At 60.0% G+C, this 16,820-nt stretch carries 12 protein-coding genes; 4 read left to right on the top strand and 8 right to left on the bottom strand.

Annotated elements, in window-relative coordinates; translation table 11 throughout:
- Positions 1-92: 92 nt before the first annotated feature.
- From QA646_RS01440 to QA646_RS01430, 3 genes are all read left to right on the top strand, one after another.
- Positions 93-1,007 carry a DMT family transporter gene (locus tag QA646_RS01440; RefSeq protein WP_283057170.1) on the top strand — a complete coding sequence of 305 codons (915 nt, stop codon included), beginning with the start codon at positions 93-95 and terminating at the stop codon, positions 1,005-1,007.
- Between the two features lie 140 nt (positions 1,008-1,147).
- Positions 1,148-2,386, top strand: a complete 1,239-nt coding sequence (gene chrA, locus QA646_RS01435; protein ID WP_283057169.1) for a chromate efflux transporter — start codon at positions 1,148-1,150, stop codon at positions 2,384-2,386.
- A gap of 166 nt (positions 2,387-2,552) precedes the next feature.
- Positions 2,553-3,575 carry a class I SAM-dependent methyltransferase gene (locus QA646_RS01430; RefSeq protein ID WP_283057168.1) on the top strand — a complete coding sequence of 341 codons (1,023 nt, stop codon included), beginning with the start codon at positions 2,553-2,555 and terminating at the stop codon, positions 3,573-3,575.
- A 202-nt stretch (positions 3,576-3,777) separates the two neighbouring features.
- Here the strand turns inward: QA646_RS01430 and chrA (QA646_RS01425) are convergent, their stop codons facing one another.
- From chrA (QA646_RS01425) to QA646_RS01410, 4 genes are all read right to left on the bottom strand, one after another.
- The gene (gene chrA, locus QA646_RS01425) at positions 3,778-5,181 is read right to left on the bottom strand and encodes a chromate efflux transporter (RefSeq protein WP_283057167.1); all 1,404 of its coding nucleotides are present in this window, start codon (positions 5,179-5,181) and stop codon (positions 3,778-3,780) included.
- A gap of 6 nt (positions 5,182-5,187) precedes the next feature.
- Positions 5,188-6,000, bottom strand: a complete 813-nt coding sequence (locus QA646_RS01420) for a sulfurtransferase/chromate resistance protein (protein WP_283057166.1) — start codon at positions 5,998-6,000, stop codon at positions 5,188-5,190.
- Between the two features lie 252 nt (positions 6,001-6,252).
- Entirely contained in the window at positions 6,253-8,172 is a 1,920-nt protein-coding gene (locus QA646_RS01415; protein ID WP_283057165.1) for a DEAD/DEAH box helicase, read from the bottom strand.
- Between the two features lie 352 nt (positions 8,173-8,524).
- Positions 8,525-10,477 carry an acetoacetate--CoA ligase gene (locus QA646_RS01410; protein WP_283057164.1) on the bottom strand — a complete coding sequence of 651 codons (1,953 nt, stop codon included), beginning with the start codon at positions 10,475-10,477 and terminating at the stop codon, positions 8,525-8,527.
- 164 nt (positions 10,478-10,641) lie between these two features.
- Here QA646_RS01410 and QA646_RS01405 point away from each other — a divergent pair, with 164 nt between their 5' ends.
- On the top strand, positions 10,642-12,543 hold the full coding sequence (locus tag QA646_RS01405) for an AsmA-like C-terminal region-containing protein (protein ID WP_283057163.1): 1,902 nt from the start codon (positions 10,642-10,644) through the stop codon (positions 12,541-12,543).
- 87 nt (positions 12,544-12,630) lie between these two features.
- Here QA646_RS01405 and QA646_RS01400 read toward each other — a convergent pair whose 3' ends face one another.
- The 4 genes from QA646_RS01400 to QA646_RS01385 form a co-directional block, all read right to left on the bottom strand.
- Positions 12,631-13,446 carry an ABC transporter permease subunit gene (locus QA646_RS01400; RefSeq protein WP_283057162.1) on the bottom strand — a complete coding sequence of 272 codons (816 nt, stop codon included), beginning with the start codon at positions 13,444-13,446 and terminating at the stop codon, positions 12,631-12,633.
- Between the two features lie 3 nt (positions 13,447-13,449).
- On the bottom strand, positions 13,450-14,361 hold the full coding sequence (locus tag QA646_RS01395; RefSeq protein WP_283057161.1) for an ABC transporter permease subunit: 912 nt from the start codon (positions 14,359-14,361) through the stop codon (positions 13,450-13,452).
- 2 nt (positions 14,362-14,363) lie between these two features.
- Positions 14,364-15,506 (bottom strand): ABC transporter ATP-binding protein, encoded by a 1,143-nt coding sequence (locus QA646_RS01390; RefSeq protein WP_283057160.1) that lies wholly within the window; start codon positions 15,504-15,506, stop codon positions 14,364-14,366.
- 149 nt (positions 15,507-15,655) lie between these two features.
- Positions 15,656-16,741: a polyamine ABC transporter substrate-binding protein gene (locus tag QA646_RS01385; protein WP_283058933.1), complete on the bottom strand. Its 1,086-nt coding sequence runs from the start codon at positions 16,739-16,741 to the stop codon at positions 15,656-15,658.
- Between the last annotated feature and the right edge of the window lie 79 nt (positions 16,742-16,820).

Here is a 16,820-nt window from a genome sequence, read left to right as displayed (position 1 = left end):
GAAATGTCATGCCGCGATCGATATTTGTCATGTGTAATCGAATTGGCCCCGGCCTATGGCTGAGTGGTAGGTGACATCCAATTGAGAGCCTTATGACCGACCAACCTCTCTCCCAACCCTTGTTAAACAACCGCCGCTTCCTTTGGCCGTTGATGGCGACGCTGCTGATCTTTAGCTGGAGTTCCGGCTTCGTCGGCATTCGCTACGCAAGCCAGGAGGCCGGCGTTATGCTGCTCCTGTTCTGGCGCACGCTGCTGTCGGGATTGGTGCTGCTGCCTTTTGCATTGGCGATCGGGCCGCGGATGCGGATGCGCGCGATAGCGGATCAGATGCTGTTCGGCGTGATGTCGGTCTTCCTCTATCTCGGCGGCTTTGCGCTGGCGATCGAACAGCGTGTGCCGACGGGGTTGGTGGCGCTGATCTCCGATCTCCTGCCGCTAGCTATTGCTGCCTTGTCGCAACCTGTCTTGGGGGAAAGGCTGAGCGGACGCCAATGGTTGGGGACGGCGATTGCGGTGGCCGGCGTGCTGATCGTGTCGCTAGACAGCCTAAGCTTCGGCGCGGCTCCAATATGGGCCTATGGGTTGACGGTCGGCTCGATGCTCGTTTTTGCCTTCGCATCGGTTCTGCACAAAAAGCGGCGGACCAAGCATATGCCCATTCACCAGAGCCTTTGCATCCACACGCTTACGGGTTCCGTGCTGTTCGGCATCTGCGCCACGATGCAGGGCGATCTTGCCCCGCCGCTGACCCGCGGCTTCGCGATCGGCATGATTTGGCTGGTGCTGATCGCAACCTTTGCCGCCTATTCGGTTTATTACACCAGCCTGCGCCTCTTCCCGGTGGCGCAGGTCAGCGCGGCCATTTATCTCAGCCCACCCGTTACCATGCTGTGGGCGTGGGCCCTATTCTCCGAACCGCTGACGACGGCGATGTTCGTAGGATTGGCGGTGACGCTGGTGGGTGTCGGGTTGACCTCGCGCAGCCCGTTAGCGGAAAAGGCCTGACATATCCTTTTGCTCGGAAGCGGAGCATTTCTGCTGTGTCCGCTGACCGATCAACGGCAAGCGGCTCATTGCAAGGAAAGATCGCAGTCGTCTACTGTCATCGCGCCGTCATTGATGACGATGATATGGAGCGAGCAAAATTGGGAGATGCGGTCGTGAATGCAAAAGAGGTAGCCGAAGACCGACCCGCAGTTCCACCTGCAGGCACACCTCGGGAGGTCTTCGGCGCGTTCCTCAAGCTTGGCCTCACCTCGTTCGGCGGGCCGATCGCGCATCTCGGATATTTCCGCGACGAACTCGTCGCCCGGCGGAAGTGGATCGACGAAAAGGGTTATGCCGATCTTATTGCCCTCTGTCAGTTCCTTCCTGGACCTGCTTCGAGCCAAGTCGGGTTTGCCATGGGCCTGTTGCGAGCCGGCCCGCTGGGGGCGCTTGCGGCATGGAGCGCGTTTACGCTTCCGTCGGCGCTGATCCTGCTCATCTTCGCCACCGCGGCCACTGCCCTCGACAATACCCTCGGGCAGGCTTTGCTGCATGGGTTGAAGCTCGTTGCCGTGGCTGTTGTCGCCCAAGCCGTTTGGGGCATGGCAAAGTCGCTGACGCCAGACAGGCCGCGTGCCGGTATCGCGCTCGCGGCGATTTTCATGGTGACGTTTGGCGGGGCGCTCGGACAGCTCGCAGCCATCGTGCTGGGCGCTGTAGCGGGACTTGCCCTTTGTCGCGGAGTTGTGGTCGAGCACAAGCCAAGTTTTTCGTTCGGAATATCCAGATCTGCGGGCCTCATCTGCTTGCTGGTGTTTCTGCTCTTGTTGTTCGGGCTGCCGCTCCTTGTTTCTGCTCTGGATTCACAGGGACTGCGTCTTTTCGATGCCTTCTATCGTTCCGGCGCGCTCGTGTTCGGCGGCGGGCATGTCGTGCTGCCGCTGCTCCAGGCAGAGGTCGTGAGGCCGGGCTGGGTATCGGAAAACGCCTTCCTTGCCGGCTACGGCGTTGCGCAGGCCGTGCCCGGTCCGCTCTTTACCTTTTCAGCCTATCTCGGAGCGGCGATGATACCGTCTCCTCATGGCCTTGCCGGCGCGGCCATCTCTCTGCTAGCTATTTTTCTGCCCGGCTTTCTGCTGCTCGTCGGCACCCTGCCTTTCTGGGACAGGCTCAGCACCTATCCGCTGGCTCAGGCGGCCATGCGGGGCGCAAATGCAGCCGTGGTCGGCGTGTTGGCCGCCGCTCTCTATAATCCGGTATGGACCAGCGCGGTCCTCACATCGGCAGATTTCGCCCTCGCCCTTTCCGGCTTCCTTCTGCTGGTAGTGTGGAAGTCGCCGCCATGGATCGTCGTTGTGCTGATGGCCGCCAGCGCCGTTATCTCTCAAATGGCGTAGTTTTCCATATCCTATAGGCTTAGGCCCATGCCTCCCCTCAGCCAAAAGGTGTGACCCACCCATCAGTATTTTAGCGATCCAAAACTTACTTTCGGTTGCCTTTTGTGGGATAGTTCGCCGTTGGGACCGGCTATTCCGGTCGGTCGTTGGGCGCATGGGGGCTCCAATGTCATCGACGGTAGCAGAAGCAGGCACGGGCGAGATTTCGCCCAATTTAGTGGTTGATGCGATGTTTGCGTGCCGAAAGACGGCCGCGATCAAGGCCGCCATAGAACTCGATCTTTTTACCTTGATCGGTGACGGCCGCAACGCAGCATCTTTGGCAGCCGCGACGAATGCTGCCGAACGCGGCGTGCGCATTCTGTGCGACTATCTAGTCGTAAACGGCTTTCTGACCAAGACGGGCAATCAATACGCCCTGACCCCATCCAGCCGAGCGTTCCTCGATCGGCATTCGCCGTCCTACATGGGCTCGGCCATCGAGTTCATCGCCGCACCGGAGATGCTGAAGCAGGTTCTGGACGATCCGACTTCTTATGTCCGCAATGGCGGGTCCATCGGGCTGGCAAATATGTCGCCGGACAATCCGGTATGGGTGAAGTTTGCTCGCGGGATGGGTTCGTTTACGGGTGGCAGTGCAATCGCTCTTGCCGCCGAAATGGCCAGCTTGCTCGTGGCGCCGAAGAAGATTTTGGATATCGCCGCAGGACACGGGCGTTTCGGGATAGAGATGGCGAAGACTTTTCCGTCAGCCGAAATCGTCGCGGTCGATTGGAGCTCCGTTCTGGAATTGGCCAAATATAATGCACGGCAATTTGGCGTCGCGGAGCGCTACACGGTCATTCCCGGCAGCGCATTCGAGGTCGATTGGGGCACGGATTACGATCTCATCCTGCTTCCGAACTTCCTGCATCACTTCGACATGGAAACCTGCGCCGGATTGCTCAGAAAGGTCCGAGCGAGCCTGAGCCAAGACGGCAAAGTGGTCGCGGTGGACTTCGTGCCCAATGACGATCTCGTCTCGCCTCCCTTCCCTGCCGCCTTTTCATGGGAGATGCTGGCCGGCACGCCGAAGGGCGAGGCTTACACGCAGAAGGATTTTGCCGAGATGGCTAGACGCGCCGGCTTTCAAGACGCGAGGGTAAAAACACTACCGCCATCGCCGGCGAGCTTGATCTTCTTCCAGTAGCGGCCTCTGGAGATAGCGACAAGGGGGTGTTGCCCCCTTAAGCTCCCCCAAATTATTCATCCTAGCCCGGGCAGCCTTGCGCTCGGCCTTGAATTCAACTTGCCAGGTTTCTTCGCCAAAGCTTCTTGTCTGCGCACTCGGAAACGCTGCTCTCACCCTTTCCGGCTTCCCTCTGCTGGTGGTGTGGAAGGCGCCGCTTCCGTTAAGAAGCAAAGACAGTCCAGCCAACACCCAAAGCGGCGGATGCCAATAAGGTTATCATCACCGACATCCTCAGGCGGAAGATGGCCGTTACAGCCAATAGGGTCAGCACTAGTGAGGGTAATGAAAGTGAGGTCAGGACGGGCACATCCATCGTCCAGGAGCCGTAGATTAAACTTATGGTCTCACGGAACAGCACATGGAGCCCGAACCAAATCGCGAGGTTCAGGATGACGCCCACGACCGCCGCCGTTATCGCTGACATGGCACCAGTCAGAGCGACATTGCCGCGCATCTTCTCGATGAATGGCGCGCCTGCGAAAATCCAAAGAAAGCTCGGCAGGAACGTGACCCAAGTTGTCAGCACGGCGGCGAAAGTTGCTGCTGTAAGAGGGCTGAGGGTCCCGGGATTACGATAGCCCGCCAGAAACCCAACGAACTGCGTGACCATGATCAACGGCCCAGGAGTCGTTTCCGCCATTCCCAAACCGTCCAGCATCTCGCCCGGCCGCAGCCAGCCCAACTGCTGCACCGCCTCCTGTGCGACATATGCCAGCACGGCATACGCTCCCCCAAAGGTCACGATTGCCATCTCACTGAAGAATATCCCGATTTTGGAAAAGACGTTGTCGGGACCGAGCGTGATCAGGAGGGCCGCAACCGGAATAAGCCACGCCGCCGCCAGCGCACCTGAGGTCTTCAGAGACCAGGCGAGGTTCGGTCGAGCGTGCAAAGGAATCTCCTCGCCAAGAACAGAATCCTTATCTTCCAAGATTGTCCCAGGGCCTGACTTGTGCCCACCGCCCGCGTTGAAGGCCGCTACCCCTCCGCGGGAGGCAAGGTAGCCGATAAGTCCCGCCCCAACGATGATGAGCGGAAACCGAACGTGCAGGAAGAAGATCGCGGCGAAGGCAGCGGCTGCCAATGCAATCATACCTCTGCTTTTGAGAGCTCGGCTACCGATGCGGAAGACGGCCTGGATTACGACCGCCAGCACAGCGCATTTGAGCCCGAAGAACATCCCTTCAATGAAAGTTAAGTTCCCGAACAAGACGTAGACGTAACTGAGTACGAGGATCGCAAGGAAGCCCGGCAGGACGAACAGACCGCCCGCGATCATGCCGCCCAAGGTCCTGTTCAGCAGCCAGCCGATATAGATGGCAAGCTGATGTGCTTCCGGACCTGGCAGCAACATGCAGTAGTTCAGAGCATGAAGGAACCTGTGCTCCCCTACCCACTTCTTTTCATCGACGACGATGCGGTGCATGACGGCGATCTGCCCGGCCGGTCCGCCGAAGCTCAGGGCGGCAACGCGGGTCCAGACCTTGATGGCCTCACGGAGGGGAACGACATCCCGATCAGCCGCGCTTGGTCGTGCAGCCGCGTTCTTTACGAGGTCGGTCATCGTCTCTCATACCTTCCTCGGGTTGGGCCAGTTGTGCGTCTCTTCCGTCGCGTCACGACACCAACGATAGAAGGCATCATAGAGCGTCATGCCGGCTTCCAATTGCTCCAAATCGTCGTTGAACATCCGCGAAAGCCCAAGCGAGGCCGCGAGCAGTCCGGAGACTTCAGGTGCCAGGTCGGGTCGGGCGGTATCGGCGCCTCGAACAATGGTTGCAAGATGAAGGAGAGGCTCAGTGCCGAGGCCGAACTCCTCGATCATCACATCAAAGGTGCACAGCTCGCCCCGATGGCTCCAGAAGACATCCTCGATGTCGAAGGGCATCGCGTTGAAACGATCAGCGACGGCTAAGACTTCGACTGCCGGGACGAAAAGGAAGATCGCTGACGGATCGATGAAACGCCGGATCAGCCAAGGGCAAGCGATGCGGTCGATCTTCGGCCGAGCTCTTGTTACCCAAACGGTCCGCCCTTTGGCATCTCGGGCAGGCAACTTCTCCTCGGGGACCAGCACGCCCTTCGCGCTCCGCCATGCCTCGAAGCCGCCTTCGAGAACCTCCGCCTCCTTTCCGAAGACACGAAGATAGGCAGCAACTCCATGTCCGAGCTTTTGTCCCTTCTGACAGAGAATGATGGCTGGCCGAGCCAATTCGTTCGCCCAGTCGGTTACGGTTCGGTAGTCACGACGGATCGAGCCGGGAATAAGCCGGGGATCGGCAGCGAAATCCTCGTCGTTGCGGACGTCTATGATCGTCGGCAAGTTGGGCGTGCCGATAATACGATTCAGCTTGTCGGGTGTGATTTCCAGAAATGACGGCATAGCGCGTCCTCCGTTGGCTCGGGTTCTAGGACGCGATTCTTCAGCCGTAGCCTCGTGGGGTGATCGCAACCCCATGGGACAATCTTCTGCTCGACGTGATCCCAATGTCAAGCCGAATAACCGCCTGCCGTGCTAAGCAGATATTTTCTCAACTTCCGTCGCCGACTCATACGGTGACCGTAACATGGCTGTTGCGGCAAAATAACTGCGATAGAGAGCGGGCCGCGCCTCTATGAAGCGCGGCAACGTGGACTACTCCCCTCGCACCTTCGCGGCCTTGCGCGCGGCCCTTGAATTCGGCCTACCGCCCTTAGGGGGGCCGTCGTTCTTGGCAAAACTCGGCTTGCCCGGTTTCTTTGCCCAAGGCTTCTTGTCCGAACGCTCGGAGACACTGCCCTCGCCTGCATGCGCCCGTTCCGGTTTGCGGTCGGACTTCCATTTCGGCTTGCCGCTCTCCTTGGGACGGGCATCCCTGTCGGCGAAGGGCTTCTTCTTGCCGTAGGTTCCTTCCCGCTTGGCCTGCGAAAAATCCGGTATGCCGGCAAGGGGCTTGACGCGGATGCCTCTTTCCAAAGTCTTGCCCGGGCCGATCGCCGACAGAAAGCGTTCGGCGCCTTCTTGCGAAAATTCGACGAAGGTTTCCTCGGGTTGCATCTTGATGGCGCCGATGTCGCGCTTGGTCAGGTTGCCATTGCGGCAGAGCATCGGGATCAGCCAGCGCGGCTCGGCATTCTGCTTGCGGCCAACCGAGAGCGACACCCAGACGCCGTCGGTGAAATCGTTTCGTCCCGCGGATGGTCCGTCGTGGTGAGTGACGGGGAAATCGTCCCGGCGCGGCTTTCTGCGGTCGCCTTCGGCCGGTACGTCCTGCAGTTCCTCAGGCGCGGAATGGCCGGCACGATACTGCCGCAGGAATGCAGCGGCAACCTGCTCCGCGCCGTGGCGCTGCAGCAATTGCTGCACGATCGACTGCTCGTCTTCGGCAAGCGGTGCGGCAAAGACCGGGTCGGCGAGAAGACGCTCATCGTCTCGCTGGCTGACTTCGTCGGCCGATGGGGGCTTTGCCCAGGTGGCGCGGATGCGGGCAGCTTCCAGCAGGCGCTCGGTGCGGCGGCGGGCGCTAAGTGGCACGATCAGGGCGCTGACGCCCTTGTTGCCAGCGCGTCCGGTGCGGCCGCTACGGTGCAGCAGGGTTTCCGGATTGGTCGGCAGGTCGGCATGAACCACCAGTTCCAGACCGGGCAGATCGATGCCGCGGGCGGCGACGTCGGTCGCGATACAGACGCGGGCGCGGCCATCGCGCATAGCCTGAAGCGCGTGGGTCCGTTCGCTCTGGCTGAGCTCGCCCGAGAGCGCAACGACGGCAAAGCCCCTGTTGTTGAAGCGCGCGGTCAGATGGTTGACCGCGGCACGCGTCGAGCAAAAGACGATGGCGTTCTGTGCTTCGTAATAGCGAAGAACGTTGATGATGGCGTTTTCCCTGTCGCTCGGGACGACCGCCAGGGCGCGATAATCGATATCGACATGCTGCTTGGCTTCCGAGGCGGTGGCGATGCGCATGGCGTCGCGCTGGTAATTTTCAGCGAGCTTGGCGATCGAACGCGGCACGGTTGCCGAAAACATCAGTGTCCGCCGCTCCGCCGGCGCAGTTTCCAAGATGAATTCGAGATCCTCGCGGAAGCCGAGATCGAGCATCTCGTCGGCCTCGTCCAGCACCACGGCCTTGAGCCCGGAGATGTCAAGCGAATTGCGGCGGATATGATCGCAAAGGCGGCCCGGCGTGCCGACGACGATATGCGCGCCGCGCTCGAGCGCGCGCTTTTCGGTGCGCATATCCATGCCGCCGACGCAGGAGGCGATGGTCGCGCCCGTCAGCTCATACAGCCATTCCAATTCGCGCTGCACCTGCAGCGCCAGTTCGCGGGTCGGCGCGATCGCCAATGCCAGCGGCGTGCCGGCGAGGCCGAAGCGCTCGGCACCCTCCAGCAAGCTGGGCGCCAGCGCCAGGCCGAAGGCAACCGTCTTGCCGGAGCCCGTCTGGGCCGAAACCAATGCGTCCTTGCCGGTCAGGCCAGGATCGAGCATGGCCTTCTGTACCGGCGTCAGCGCTTCGTAACCGCGCTTTGCCAAAGCCTGGGCGATCGCAGGAACGATGCCTTCGAATTCGGTCATATCTTGTCTTTCGGAATTCTTCACGCGCCAGCCGGCGCGGATCGTCGTGGCCCGCACGTTGCAGGCCTCTTCTTCAGGCGTGCACATACTTGGTCGGCAAGCCATTGTACAGAGCAAGCGCGTATTTGTGCGACGCACCACGAAAAAAAGGCAGCTAATAGCGCTGCCTTTAAGGTCTATGCTGCCTAACAAGAGCTCGAGTCGATCAACGTCATGTCTCGGGAACCTCACGGCTCCAAGCCGTCCTAACTCATACGAACAGCCCCAAGTTGGACTTTACCTTTGACCAATCTCTCTTAACGCCGGGTTACCAGCCATAGGTCAGCGTTTGCCCATAAGTTTTAAGGGGATGTCAGCTCTTGAGCTCCTCCAGCTCGGCAAAGAGGTCCAACGCCTCGGGATTGGCGAGCGCTTCCTTGTTCTTCACCGGTCGGCCATGCACGACATCGCGGACCGCGAGCTCGACGATTTTGCCGGACTTGGTGCGCGGGATATCGGTGACAGCGATGATCTTGGCGGGTACGTGCCGCGGCGAAGCGCCGGTGCGAATACGGGTCTTGATCGCCTTGACCAGATCTTCGGTAAGCGCCGCGCCGGCCGCCAGGCGAACGAAAAGCACGACACGCACATCGTCATCCCAATCCTGGCCAATGCAGAGCGCTTCGAGGACCTCGGGCATCTGCTCGACTTGATTGTAGATCTCCGCCGTGCCGATGCGCACGCCACCAGGATTAAGCGTCGCGTCCGAGCGGCCATGGATGATCAGGCCACCATGCTCCGTCCATTCGGCAAAATCGCCATGGCACCAGACATTGTCGAAACGTTCGAAATAGGCGGCGTGATATTTGACGCGGTCGGGATCGTTCCAGAACATCACCGGCATCGAAGGAAAGGCCTTGGCGCAGACAAGCTCACCCTTTTCGCCACGCACCGGCTGACCCTCCTCGTTCCAGACATCGACGGCAAGGCCGAGGCCGGGTCCCTGGATTTCACCGCGCCAAACCGGCTGCAGGGGATTGCCGAGCACGAAGCAGGAGACGATGTCGGTGCCTCCCGAAATGGAGGCGAGCTGAATGTCGTCCTTGATGCCCTCGTAGACGAAGGAGAAGCCTTCCGGCGACAGCGGCGAGCCAGTGGACGTCATCAGCCGCAGGCTGGAAAGATCATGCGACGTCTTCGGCGTCAGGCCGCTCTTGCGCACAGCGTCGATATATTTGGCTGAAGTGCCGAACATGGCGAACTTCTCCGCCTGCGCATAGTCGAAAAGGATATTGCCATCCGGCGCGAAGGGCGAACCATCATAGAGGCAGAGCGTAGCGCCCGCGGCAAGTCCGGTCACCAGCCAGTTCCACATCATCCAGCCGCAGGTGGTGAAGTAGAAGACCTTCTCGCCGGGGACGACACCGCAATGCAGGCGGTGCTCCTTGATGAGCTGCAGCAATGCGCCGCCGGTCGAATGGACAATGCATTTCGGCACGCCCGTCGTACCAGAGGAAAACAGGATGAACAGCGGATGCGAAAACGGCAGCGGCACGAATTCGACGGACTTCGCCTCGAAAGGCGCAATGAACGCATCCAACGTCCTTGCATCCGGCGTCGCGGCCGCGACCGCATCGGCATCGCCGGCATAGGGGATGATGACGGCGGGCGCGCCGAGGCGCTGCGCGATGGCGCTGACCTTTGCAGTCACGTCCTGCAGCTTGCCGCTGTACCAATAGCCGCTGCAGGCTATGAAGAGTTTCGGCTCGATCTGGCCGAAACGATCCAAGACGCCCTGCTCGCCGAAATCCGGGGAACAGGAAGACCAGATGGCGCCGATCGAGGCGGCGGCCAGCATGCAGGCGACGGTTTCCGGCATATTCGGCATCATGGCGGCGACGCGGTCGCCCTTGCCGATACCGAGCGCAAGATAGGCCTGCTGCAGGCGCGATACCATGGCCGAGAGCCGGTCCCAGGACCAGCGGTCGCGCACCTTGTCTTCGCCCCAGAAGATCAGCGCATCTTCCGCGCCGCTTTTCGACAGCAGGTTCTCGGCGAAATTCAGCTCGGCATCGGGAAAGAAATGCGCCTCCAGCATCAGGTCGCCATTAATCAGCGCCCTTTCGCCGCGTTTTCCCTTGATGCCACAGAAATCCCACACTGCCGTCCAGAAGGTTTCGCGGTCGGCGATCGACCAGGCATGCAGGCTGGAAAAATCGGAGAGCGACAGGCCGAAGCGCCGGCTGCAGTCTTCCATGAAGACAAACATCGGGCTTTGCCGGCGAAATTCGTCCGATGGGGTCCAGAGCGGCTGACTGTCTCGCATGTTATCTCCTCCCGTTTTCGGCCTATATACCATGCTGCAGCGCATTATAAAGTCACTGAGTTATCCGTAATCCCGCTGTACAATGTTTGCATCCGCCGATCATTTCCTATATCCGGCAAACGCAGGCATATCAGCGCTATCAGTATGAAAGTCTGAGTTGGATCATGAGAGCGTCGAGGAATAAGAAGTGGCTGATGACGATGCGATCGGCATCGCGCTGGCTACCTGCCGTTGCGCGCACCACGGGTATCGTCCTTCTCACCATCATCATCGTCTTCGCCGTTTTCAGAGCAACCGCTCCTTTTCTGATTTCCAGCGGCCTGGTGCGTGCGGGCATCGAGGATGCGCTGTCGGACTGGACCGGATATCAAGCCCAGATCGAGGGCACGCCGACGCTGGAATTCTGGCCGACGCCACGCGTGACACTCAATCAGGTGACCATCCGCGAACCGACGAAAAATGGCAAGGTGCTCGGCCATGTCGACAGCCTCTCGGCGGACTTCTCGCTGTTTGCAGCGCTACGCGGGCACGCGCATTTTCATGAATTCCATTTTCTGCGGCCGATCATCTATATCCGGCGCGACGAGACCGGTCTGATCGACTGGACGAACGAGGGGCTGCTGTCCAAGGCAATCGAACGGGTGGAGACATCCTCCAACCAGGGCATGCCGATGCGAAAGGATCAGGATGCCGTCATCGGCATGCTGACGATCGAAGACGGCAGCGTCGAGATGACGGACGATCGCAGCGGCAACCTTTACAAGATGAGCAGCGTGAATGCGGACATCTCCTGGCCGCGGCTGTCCGGGGCGATGACTGCCGTCATCCTGGCGCGGCTCAACGGTCAGGATGTCAAGATCGATTTCAATTCCACCCAACCTCTTCTGCTCTTTGCCGGCAAAAGCGTCGATGCGAAGACAAGCTTCTCCTCGCCGCTGATCAACTGGACTTATGCCGGGGCCACCAGCATTTCCAATCTCTCCGCGCTCGCTGGAAATCTGAATCTGAGCGTGCCGAATGTGCCTTCTTTCCTGGCGTGGAGCGGAGAACATCTGCCGGCGGCCGATACGCTGCAGAACGTCTCTCTCAATGCCGACGTCGCGGCGATCCCGAACGGCCTTCGCTTCAACAATCTGAACTTCAAGGTCAACGATTCCGCCGCGTCCGGCGTCATGGATCTGAGCTATACGAAGGGCGGCAAGCCGAAGATTTCCGGAACGCTCGCCTTCGACCAGATGAACCTCAATCCGTTCCTGGCCGCCTTCTCCATGCGACTCGCCGCCGATACCGCCATCGACGCATTGCTCAACGGCAATCCGCTGCAGCGCCTGGACTTGGATATGCGCCTGTCGTCGAACAAAGCCGTGCTCGGTCCCTTTCAGTTCGATGATATCGGTGCCAGCCTGCTGGTTGCGGGCGGCAAGGCAAAATTCGATATCGGCGACAGCGGCTTCGAAGGTGGAGAACTCACCTCCCATCTGGAGGTCACGCAGGGCGACTTCGGTGGTGGCGGCAAATTGCAGATATCCATCCACAATGCCGATTTCGGCGGGCTTTTCACCCGCCTCAACCTTGCAGGGCCTCTGCCGCTGACGACAGGATCCCTGGACCTTTCGCTCAGTACTTCCAAGCCGATCTGGGCCGCCAATCTCAGCGATGTCGCCGGCAAGATGCATTTCACCTCGGCCACCGGTTCCTTCCGGCAGTTCAACATCTCCGCCTTCCGTGCGCTTGCGTCCGACAAGGCCTTTTTCCGGATGAGCGACATCGCCGACACGTCCTTCGACTTCGACAGCCTGGACGTGGATGCAAGCTTTGCCAAGGGATCGGTCGAGGTTCACGATGCCAAGATCGTGGGGCGCAACGAAACAGTGATGCTGAACGGCGTCATCCCCTTCCGCAGCAACGGGCTGGCGCTGTCGGGCACGATGCAGGCGAGCGATCCGGCCAATGCGACGGAACTGCCGATGCTGCCCTTCTTCATCGGCGGCACATGGCCGGACCCGGTGATCTCGCCGGTCACGACACTGCTGCATAAGCCCGGCCAGCAGTCGCAGCAACAATAGAGCAGTTCCAGGAAAAGTGCGAAGCGGTTTTCCGTCCGGAATGCGTAAAAACAAAGGGATAGAGCGCGACCAACGGCGTGCTTTGCGCTACGCCGCAGCCGCCGCCTGCTCGTCCCTCTGGCGCTGCACTTCGCGGCGCTTGGTCACGAGCGAGGCGCAGATGACGCCGACGGTGACGACGCCGATCAGGATGGTGCAGATGGCGTTGATCTCAGGCGTCACGCCGAGCTTCACCTGGCTGTAGATCAGCATCGGCAATGTCTTGGCGCCTGCCCCCGAAGCAAATGTGGCGATCACCAGGTCGTCGAGCGACAGCGTCAGCGCCAGCACCCAGCCGGAGAATACGGCCGGCGCGATGATCGGCAGCGTGATCTCGAAAAAGGTACGCACCGGCGGCGCACCAAGATCGAGCGCCGCCTCCTCGATCGAGCGATCGAAGCTCAAAAGCCTGGATTGCACCACGACCGCGACGAAGCACATGGTCAGCGTCGTATGCGCCATGACGATCGTCCAGAAACCGCGATCGAGGCCGGCGGTGACGAAGAGCAGCAGCAGCGACAGGCCGGTGATGACGTCGGGCATGACCAGCGGCGCATAGATCATGCCGGAAAACAGGATGCGACCGCGAAAGCGCGTGTAACGCACCAGCGTCAGCGCCGCCAGTGTGCCGAGCACGGTGGCGATCGTCGCCGAAAACACGGCGATGCGCACGGTCAGCCAGGCGGCGTTGAGCATGTCATTGTTTCGAAGCAGATGGCTATACCATTGCGTCGAGAAGCCACCCCAGACCGTGACCAGCCGCGACGCGTTGAACGAATAGATGACCAGCAGCAGGATCGGCAAATACAGGAAGGCAAGGCCGAGTGTCACGGAAATGATATTGAAGCGAGACCAGCGGCTCATGTCTTATCTCCCCTTCTCATCGGCTTTCGCCTGCATATGTTGGAAGAAGACGATGGGCACCACCAGCACGAGCAGCAGAATGGTCGCCACCGCGGACGCCAGCGGCCAGTCGGTGTTGCCGTAGAACTCGCTCCACAACACCTTGCCGATCATCAGCGTTTCGGAGCCGCCAAGCAGATCGGGGATGACGAATTCGCCGACCGCGGGGATGAAAACGAGCATGCAGCCGGCGATGACGCCGGGGACCGACAAGGGGAAGGTCACGCGCCAGAAAGCGCCGATCGGCGTGCAGCCAAGGTCCTGCGCCGCCTCGATCAGCGTGCCGTCCATCTTTTCCAGAGAGGAATAGAGCGGCAGCACCATGAAGGGCAGATAGGAATAGACCATGCCGATATAAACAGCCGTATTGGTATTGAGGATCACCAGCGGCTCATGAATGATGCCGAGTGTCATCAGCAGTTGATTGAGCAAACCCGTGGTGCTCAGGATCGACATCCATGAATAGACTCGGATCAGGAAGCTCGTCCAGAACGGCAGGATGACCAGCATCAACAGCGTTGGGCGAATGCTGCGCGCCGCCTGCGCCATGCCGTAGGCGATGGGATAGGCGATGAGCAGCGTCAGGATCGTCGATATGCCTGAAATCTTCAGGCTCTGCACATATGCGTTGAAATAGAGCGGATCGCCGGCCAGCCAGGTGTAGTTGTCGAAGGACATGCTCTGCAGCTTGTCCCACCAATCGCTGAAACTGTCCGACCAGTTGAAAGCCGGATCATAGGGCGGAACCGAGAGCGCCTTCGTCGACAGCGAAATGCGGAAGACGATCAGGAAGGGCGCGAGAAAGAAAATCAGCAGCCAGGCATAGGGAATGATGATGACGAGGCGCTGATAGATGGCAGAACCGAGCGTCCTCATGATCAATCCTTCAACAGCACGCCGGCATTTTCGTCGAAGGAGACCCAGACGTCCTGATCATAGGCGAAAGGTTCCTCCACGGCGCGCACCGCATTCAGCGACGAGGCCTTCACGACCTGTCCGCTTTTCAGCTTGACGTGGAAGACCGTCATGTCGCCGAGATAGGCGATATCCCAGATTTCGCCCTCGGCGGCGTTGACGGAGGCGTTGGCCGGCGGGCGCGGCGTGACACGCAGCTTCTCCGGCCGAATGGCGAAGCCGGCGCGGCTGCCTTCGATGGGCATTTCGCCGGTTGCCGTGCGCAGGGTGAAACCATTGTCGACAGCGATCTCGACGGTGCCGCCATTTGCACGCGTCACATTGCCGTCGAGAATGTTCACGTCACCGATGAAGTCGGCGACGAAGCGGGAGTTCGGAGCTTCATAGATCTCCGCCGGCGTCGCCACCTGCACGACCCTGCCATGGCTCATGACGGCGATGCGGTCGGCCATGGTCATCGCCTCCTCCTGGTCGTGCGTGACAACGACGAAGGTAAGGCCGAGGCTCTGCTGCAGGTCCATCAGCTCGAACTGGGTCTCCTCGCGCAGCTTCTTGTCGAGCGCGCCGAGCGGTTCGTCGAGCAGCAGCACCTTCGGCCGCTTGGCGATCGAGCGGGCGAGCGCCACACGCTGGCGCTGGCCGCCGGAGAGCTGGTTCGGCTTGCGCTTGGCAAATTGCTCCAGCTTCACGAGCTTCAACATCTGTGCGACGCGCTCGGCGATCTCCGCTTTCGGCATGCCGTCCTGGCGCAGCCCGAAGGCGATGTTTTTTTCCACCGTCATGTGCGGGAAAAGCGCATAGGATTGGAACATCATGTTGACGGGACGGCGATAGGGCGGCGTGCCCGCAAGGTTCTGGCCGTCGAGGACGATCTCGCCCGTCGTCGGCTGTTCGAAGCCTGCCAACATGCGCAGCAACGTGGATTTGCCGCAGCCAGATGCGCCGAGCAGGGCGAAGAATTCGCGGTTGTAGATATCCAGGGAAAGATTGGCGACGGCGGTGAAATCGCCGAACTTCTTGGTGACGTTCTTGAAGGAAATATAAGGCCTTGCCGTAGGATCGGCCCACGGCGCGAAGGAACGCCGGATGTTACCAAGAGACTTCATTATCTATCCCCGAAATGAATGCCGCTCCGGCTTTTCCCCCATCCGGTAGCGCTTCAGATTTCTTTTATTCCATCCAGAACCGCCGCCGCCCTGGATCACTGCTGTACTAAGGAAAGGCCCGGGCGTTTCCGTCCGGGCCTTTGTCTGGCTTATTGACCGGTCACGACCTTGGTCCACAAGCGCGTCGCCAGGCGCTGCGTTTTCGGATCCCACGGCTTCACCGTGAACAGGTGCTTCATGATCTCGTCGGTCGGATAAACTGCCGGATCCTCGAGGATTTCCTTGTTCACGAATTGCTGCGAAGCCTTGTTGCCATTGGCATAGGCGACGAAGTTGCTGGCCTTGGCGATGACTTCCGGCTTCATGATGTAATTCAGGAATGCATGCGCCTCGGCCACGTGCGGCGCATCGGCCGGGATCGCCATGACATCGAACCACATCTGCGCCTGCTTCGGCATCGAATAGTCAACATGCACGCCGTTCTTGGCTTCTTCAGCGCGGTTGCGCGCCTGCAGCACATCGCCGGAATAGCCGAAGGCGATGCAGATATCGCCGTTGGCGAGCGCATTGATATATTCGGACGAGTGGAACTTGCGGATGAACGGGCGGATCGACGTCAGGAGAGCCTCCGCTTTCTTGAAATCCTCAGGCTTGGTCGAGTTCGGATCGAGGCCGAGATAGGCCAGCGCCGTCGGGATGACATCCTTCGGCGCATCGAGCATATAGATGCCGCAATCCTTGAACTTGGCGGCAACCTTCGGGTCGAAGATCACATCGAGCGTCGGCTTGTCGTCGGTGCCGAGGATCTGCTTCACCTTGTCGACATTGTAGCCGATGCCGTTGGTGCCCCACATATAGTCGACAGCATATTGGTTGCCGGGATCGTAAGTGGAGATGCGCTGCATCACCATATCCCACATGTTGGAGATATTCGGCAGCTTCGATTTGTCGAGCTTCTGGAACACGCCGGCCTTGATCTGGCGCTGCATGAAGTCCGCCGTCGGCACGACGATGTCGTAGCCGGTCTTGCCGGCCAGGAGCTTGGTCTCCAGCGTCTCGTTGGAATCGAACGTGTCGTAGACGACCTTGATGCCGGTTTCCTTGGTGAAATCGGCCAGGATCGAATCATCGATATAATCCGACCAGTTGTAGATATTGACGACCTTGTCTTCGGCCTGGGCTGCCGTCACCAGCGAAACGGCTGCGAAAGCCGTTGCTGCGAGCCGCGCGAACATGGACTTCATGATCTCTCCTGTTTTGTTCAAGGGCATCCCCGCGATACCCAACCCTCTGTTTTTCCCGTCAGACTAGAAA

The sequence above is a fragment of the Rhizobium sp. CB3090 genome (genome assembly GCF_029714285.1).
Lineage (GTDB): Bacteria > Pseudomonadota > Alphaproteobacteria > Rhizobiales > Rhizobiaceae > Rhizobium.
This window is presented reverse-complemented; position numbering and strand designations above follow the sequence as displayed.

What these genes read in the sequence shown, in the direction of transcription:
- QA646_RS01400 (WP_283057162.1), bottom strand. Translation starts at nt 13,446, where the DNA reads ATGAGCCGCTGGTCTCGCTTCAATATCATTTCCGTGACACTCGGCCTT.
- chrA (WP_283057167.1), bottom strand. Translation starts at nt 5,181, where the DNA reads ATGACCGACCTCGTAAAGAACGCGGCTGCACGACCAAGCGCGGCTGAT.
- QA646_RS01395 (WP_283057161.1), bottom strand. Translation starts at nt 14,361, where the DNA reads ATGAGGACGCTCGGTTCTGCCATCTATCAGCGCCTCGTCATCATCATT.
- QA646_RS01410 (WP_283057164.1), bottom strand. Translation starts at nt 10,477, where the DNA reads ATGCGAGACAGTCAGCCGCTCTGGACCCCATCGGACGAATTTCGCCGG.
- QA646_RS01420 (WP_283057166.1), bottom strand. Translation starts at nt 6,000, where the DNA reads ATGCCGTCATTTCTGGAAATCACACCCGACAAGCTGAATCGTATTATC.
- QA646_RS01430 (WP_283057168.1), top strand. Translation starts at nt 2,553, where the DNA reads ATGTCATCGACGGTAGCAGAAGCAGGCACGGGCGAGATTTCGCCCAAT.
- QA646_RS01390 (WP_283057160.1), bottom strand. Translation starts at nt 15,506, where the DNA reads ATGAAGTCTCTTGGTAACATCCGGCGTTCCTTCGCGCCGTGGGCCGAT.
- QA646_RS01405 (WP_283057163.1), top strand. Translation starts at nt 10,642, where the DNA reads ATGAGAGCGTCGAGGAATAAGAAGTGGCTGATGACGATGCGATCGGCA.
- QA646_RS01415 (WP_283057165.1), bottom strand. Translation starts at nt 8,172, where the DNA reads ATGACCGAATTCGAAGGCATCGTTCCTGCGATCGCCCAGGCTTTGGCA.
- QA646_RS01440 (WP_283057170.1), top strand. Translation starts at nt 93, where the DNA reads ATGACCGACCAACCTCTCTCCCAACCCTTGTTAAACAACCGCCGCTTC.
- QA646_RS01385 (WP_283058933.1), bottom strand. Translation starts at nt 16,741, where the DNA reads ATGTTCGCGCGGCTCGCAGCAACGGCTTTCGCAGCCGTTTCGCTGGTG.